We start from the raw sequence: 5,414 nt of genomic DNA, 5'->3' as shown, positions 1-5,414 counted from the left end.
ACCTAGTAAGTCGTCGGCAGCGTCAGAGTTGTATAAGAGACAGGAGTGGGGGCGGGCTGCTCCTGGGGGCCGCAGCCGGCGCCTCCCACGAGGGTGAGTCCGAGCACCGTCGACACGAGCCATTTCTGCATCTGCATGGTGAATGTACTTTCGTTGAGGAACGCCTGAGGACAGGCGCTTCGCGCGGCCGCGCCAGCGAAGAGGGGGCGAGTTGGGGAACGGCGGCCACCGGGCCCAGCCCGCGGCGACACGTCGTCGCGCGCGGCGGGAACCCCGGTCCGCCCTTCATACGTAGGACCCTCGAAACGCTGGTTGTGCGGCCCCCTCCCCGAAAGCAGCCCCGATGCGCCTTATGTGGCGTCCCTGGTGTCTCCACCTGGGACAAACCTCACGAGGTTTCATGGCGTCTTCGCTCCAGGCGCGAAACCGCGGCCATCTCTGCTCCCCCAAGAGAAGGCGGAGCCGGAGGAGAAGAGCCCGTCGTTTGCCGCGACGGTGAAGGAGCCGAAGAAGGAGTGCACGCCACGATGGGACCAGGCGGGACTGCGACGCAGGACGTTCGCGCTGGACGTGTGGACCTGCGTGAGGTGTGGCGGCAGGCGTCGGGTGCTGGCGTACCTGACAGCTCCCTGTGGGGTGAGCGCCATTCTGGAGCATCTGGGACTGCCCTCTGGGCCTGCGAAGCGGGCCCCAGCACAGGGCCCACCGCAGATGGCGGGGTGTTGAGGCTCAAGCAGTCGCGCTGCTCCGAAGCGCCCGCCCCTGCTGCCCCCTTTCCTGGCGACAGGGGAGCTGCCGAAGAACGACCCGGCGAGCGGCACCTCGAACGCGGCGACTGTGGAGATTGTCACCGGGGAGATGACCCGAGAGGTCACCTTCGGCATCAACCTGGGGGAGGCCACCCTGGAGAGCGCCGAATACATCTTCACCCACTACGAAGACGGGCGACGCCGTCACCCAGCAGTGAGGGGGGCGCGGAGGATCCCTGGAATTCCTGTCACGCACGGTGTCCAGGCGGCCGGACGGCGCAAAACCAGACATGAAACACGGGAAGCATTGAAAGCCGTGCAATCATGGGCCAGCAGGCGTCTGGGAGTGTCTCAGACCCTGTTTGCATTTGTGTCACGGGCGCCGGAGCATCCCCTCTACATGGGGCTCTTCCGCGTCTCGTCCTTCATACCCACCGTGTCCGTCGTTCCCTCCAGGTCTTCCGCGAGCGCGCGTCCGGGCCCTGGCAGGCGCCCACACCTCGCGGGACTGGGCACCGCGCTGCTCTTCGCCTTGTTGATGTCGGCTCCCCTGGCGCACGCGGCGCCGGTGCAGGCGCAGGCCCCCGTGCCGGCGGTGGACGGGTGGCGCTACCGCTGGGGTGACTCGCCGCTCAGGCCCGACGGCGTCCCCACCTGGGCGAAGGCGACGGGCATGGAAGAGGGCTGGCAGCCGACGGAAGCGCTGAAGGAGCCGCCGGGCCGTGGCGCGAACACGCTGCTCTGGCTGAGCATCCCCATCCCCGAGGGGAAGTGGCTGGAGCCGGCGCTCTACCTCGGGAGTGTCGCCAACGCCTTCGAGGTGTACGCCGGGGGCGAGCGCATCCACGCGAGCGGGACGGTGAACCCCGAGGGCCGCGAGCGCATGGACGACGGCATGTTCTGGCAGCTGGTGCCCCTGGCTCCCGAGCTGAGGGGCCAGCGCATCCTGCTGCGCATCCAGGGGACCGGGCCCGCCATCGGCGTGATGCGCGAAGCGCGGGTGGGCTCGCGCCACGACCTGCTCTCCGCGGTGACACGCACGGGGCTGGCGTCGTTCGTCATCGGGATGATGCTGGTGGCCATCGCCGGGGTGACCGCGGGCGCCGCCGTGCTGCGCCGCAAGGGGCGGATGCTGGTGGCCCTGACCGTCTTCTCCGGGGGCGCGGGCGCGCTGCTGCTGGGCATGAGCGGCCTGTTCGCCGCGCACTGGGACCTGCGCGTCGCCAGCAACCAGCTCACGCTGCTGGGCGCCTACTGCATCCTCCCGGGCCTCGCGTGGTTCATGTCCGACACGGTGGGCGAGGGGCGGATGCGCTGGTTCCGCATCGGCGCGGCGGTGGTCTCCGTGCCGGCCGCCCTCCAGGGCGCCATCGTCCTCGTGGACCTGAGCCTGGCCCAGGTCCTCCTGCCGCTGATGATCGTCTATTCGCTCCCTGGGATCATGATCTGTGTCGGCGTCGCGGCCGTCGAGGCCTGGCGCGGCAACGCGGATGCCCGCATCTTCGTCATCGGCCTGGGCGTCCTCTTCTTCTTCTGCGTCCTCAGCACGCTCCCCATGTTCGGTCTGGCGGAGGCGGCGGACAGCCAGCTGCACTGGGGCTTCTTCGCGCTCACGCTGTCGCTCGTGGGCATCGTGGGAAGCCGCTCGTCACGGGTGGTGAATGCCCTCGCGCAGCACACGCGCAGGCTGGAGGAGCGGCGCCAGGAGGTGCGCCAGCTCGCCGACAACATGGGCAGCGGCGCCGGAGAGCTGGCCGCGGTGGTGCAGCAGCTGCGCGCCACGAGCGAGGAGCAGACCACCGGCATCAGCCGCCAGGCGACGGCGCTCCAGCAGCTGGAGCACACGGTGGAGGAGATCCGCCAGAGCTCGCACGTGACGGCCGACAAGGCCCGTAGGATGGCCGCCTCCGCGGAGACGGCCGAACAGGTGGGGCGCGACGGCGGCGAAGCCCTGGAGCGCACGCTGACGGACCTGTCCGCCATCCGCACCGAGGTGTCGGAGATGGCCCGCCACATCCTCGCGCTCGACGCGCGCACGCGGGAGATCGCCAGCATCGTGGACGCGGTGAAGACGCTGGCGGACCAATCCAACATGCTGGCCATCAACGCGGCCATCGAGGCGGTGCGCAGCGGCGACAGCGGCAAGGGCTTCGGGGTGGTGGCGCGGGAGATGCGCAGCCTCGCGGACCAGTCCATCGAGGCCACCCAGCGCATCCGCGACGTGCTCGACGGCGTGAGCGCCAGCATGCGCGAGGCCGCGAAGGTGAGCGAGCAGGGCGAGCAGCGGGTGATGGGAAGCCTGGAAGCGGTGCGCAGCTCCGGCGTGCAGTTGCAGAAGCTGGCCGCCATCATCAAGGACACCAGCTCGAGCGTGCGTCAGATCACCGCCGCCGTGGCCCAGCAGGACACGGGCACGCACCAGATTGCCCAGGCCATCCAGGAGCTGTCCGCCCAGATGCAGCGCACGCTGAAGGTGGTGGACGAGACGCGGAACGTCACCCACTCCGTGCAGTCGCTGGCCCAGCGCCTGTCGGGCGTCGCCGACCACGCCCTCCACTCCGGCTCGCTGGACGCGCAGGGGGCGCCGGCCCGGTAGCCACGGGCGGCGCCTGACGTACGCCCGCGGGAAGGCTCAGCGCACCTCGAAGTCGCAGATGCGCGTCGCCGGGTCGCCGTTCTGGGTCGGCGTGGTCACGTTGAGCTTGATGTAGCGCGCGGACGTGGCGCTGACGGCGTGGGTCGACGTGCTGGCGGTGTTGGTGGTCACCGTCACCGGGGTGCTCCACGTCGTGCCGTTGCTGGAGATCTGGATGTTGAAGGCCCGGGTGAGATTCGAAATCTTTGTGGCGCTCAGGCGAACAACCACCGCTTGAGGAGCGCCGTGTAGCGAGGCATGACGACGTACACCATCAGGAAGACGACCGTCCCCGTCACCGCCAGCGTGGTCAGGAGGGGGTTGTCAGGCGCGCCCAGGAGCCGCAACACGGGTCTGACCACCAGCGGCACCCCCAGCCCCAGGGGATAGATGGCGGACCAGGTCACCAGGTACTGCTTCCAGCGGACAGGAACCCGGGCCTTGGCACCTCCCGGCGTGAACCAGAAGTCCAGTCCGCTGCTGACGAAGAAGTCATCGCCGGTCACGAGCAGCGGCCGGACCTTCTCAATCAAACGGACGCGGTCCGGCGACTCCATCCAGTGTCTCAGGGATGCGGTCGTATCGAAGCGGATGATGACCGTATAGGTTTCGGTCAGTCCCGCGACGGGGCGGACGATGTGCCAGTCGAGCTGGCCCGGCGAGGCCTTGCAGACCGGGGCGATCTCCTCGAGCCAGGCCTCGTAGTCGGCATGCTTGCCCTCACGGACCCGGTGCGTGATGACAACGGTCGCTCCTTGACTCACAGCCTCTGCGGCACCTGCGCTCATGTCCACCCATCGCGTCTTCGAGGCGCCGGTGAACATACCTCGGGCTCCAGGGGGAGACACGACCGCCGGGCCCCCTTGAGGGAGGACCCGGCGGCGGAATGCGACCCTTCAGCGGAAGACTACCGGCCGGTGCGCTCGTTCACGCTGAGGCAGGCTGACCACCGCCGTTATACGCGAGGGCCAGCCAGTCGTTCTGCGACGCGGGGAACAGGGTGTCCACGGCGTAGGTGCGGTTGAAGTCCCGGTTGTAGGTCGAGGCGTCGATGCTCCCAAGTGGACTCCACCACCTTCATCGTCGAGCCGTGACAGGCCTGGAGGCCCCGCACTCCGTCAGCGCATGAGGTGTTCGCAACCCGGATTCCCAGAGGGGAGACACCCTGTTTTATGGTGGCCGGGCAGCACTCAACCGGGAGACATACACATGCGAATGGCAATCGTCGCGGGCTTGATGGCAGTGGGACTGTTGGCGGGGTGTGGTGGCACGTCCGACGAAGAGGTGGTCGCTGCATGCGCGGACGGCACCACGTGTACCGGTTCCGTTGCTCAGTGCGAGGCGACGTGCGGTCCCACCGCCGACGCGGCTGAGAAGAACGCTTCCTGGGTGACGTGCTACTGCTGCGACGGCACCAGCATCCTGGGTGTCTACATGTCGTCCTGCTTCGCCTACTGCGCGGACCGCGACGGCGTCTGCAATTAGCCGCGAAGGCAGCTAGGGGCCTGGCAATCCAATACGGGTTGCCAGGCTTTGCTTTAGCGTTTGCTTCACCAGCTGCCCCCTCGCGGCTCAGCGCGTGGGACGGAACGGAACGAGGCTTGAGCCCGTGGTGGCCACGTCCAGCCGGCCGTAGAGGCCCTGGCTCTCATCCGCCGGACCCGAGCGCCCAGAGGCCGTCGATGACGATGGGCTGCCCGTTCGCGCCCTGGAGCGTGCGTGAGGTGTGGAGGCCGCAGGAGGGTGCTGGCATCCCTGACGGCCCCGGCACAGGGTCCACCCCAGAGCGCGTGGTGTTGAGACCAAGCACCCACAGTGACCTGGAAGCCCACGCCCCTGCGGCCTGCCGCCTGGCTGGGCCGGCATGTGCCCCGAGGGGTGGCACGGCCTCTGCTCCGGCCCGGCGCACAGCCCGCGCGTCACCCTCCAGCGGCCCTTCTTGGCCCCTCTTCACCAGCCCGCCGCCCTCAACAGGGCTCCTATCCGTCCTATACTTTTTGCTGCTCAGGGGCGGTTGGGGGGGCGGAGGC

General features: G+C 68.9%; 3 protein-coding genes and 1 pseudogene. 2 read left to right on the top strand and 2 right to left on the bottom strand.

All coding sequences use genetic code 11. The features are described from left to right. The first annotated feature begins 1,287 nt into the window (after positions 1-1,287). On the top strand, positions 1,288-3,345 hold the full coding sequence (locus D7W81_RS39630; protein ID WP_244227755.1) for a methyl-accepting chemotaxis protein: 2,058 nt from the start codon (positions 1,288-1,290) through the stop codon (positions 3,343-3,345). A 36-nt stretch (positions 3,346-3,381) separates the two neighbouring features. On the opposite strand, the pseudogene D7W81_RS39625 reads toward D7W81_RS39630, so the two are convergent. Both D7W81_RS39625 and D7W81_RS39620 read right to left on the bottom strand, forming a co-directional pair. Next, positions 3,382-3,576: pseudogene (locus D7W81_RS39625) on the bottom strand (discoidin domain-containing protein); the annotation flags it as partial. A gap of 23 nt (positions 3,577-3,599) precedes the next feature. After that, entirely contained in the window at positions 3,600-4,208 is a 609-nt protein-coding gene (locus tag D7W81_RS39620) for an antibiotic biosynthesis monooxygenase (protein ID WP_208721665.1), read from the bottom strand. Positions 4,209-4,593: 385 nt separating this feature from the next. Here D7W81_RS39620 and D7W81_RS39615 point away from each other — a divergent pair, with 385 nt between their 5' ends. Continuing rightward, positions 4,594-4,869 carry a hypothetical protein gene (locus D7W81_RS39615; RefSeq protein ID WP_120560512.1) on the top strand — a complete coding sequence of 92 codons (276 nt, stop codon included), beginning with the start codon at positions 4,594-4,596 and terminating at the stop codon, positions 4,867-4,869. The last annotated feature ends 545 nt before the right edge of the window (positions 4,870-5,414 follow it).

It is taken from the genome of Corallococcus aberystwythensis (assembly GCF_003612165.1).
In the GTDB taxonomy this organism is placed as follows: Bacteria; Myxococcota; Myxococcia; order Myxococcales; family Myxococcaceae; genus Corallococcus; species Corallococcus aberystwythensis.
The sequence above is the reverse complement of the archived record's forward strand: the minus strand, read 5'-3'. Positions and strand labels throughout refer to the sequence as shown.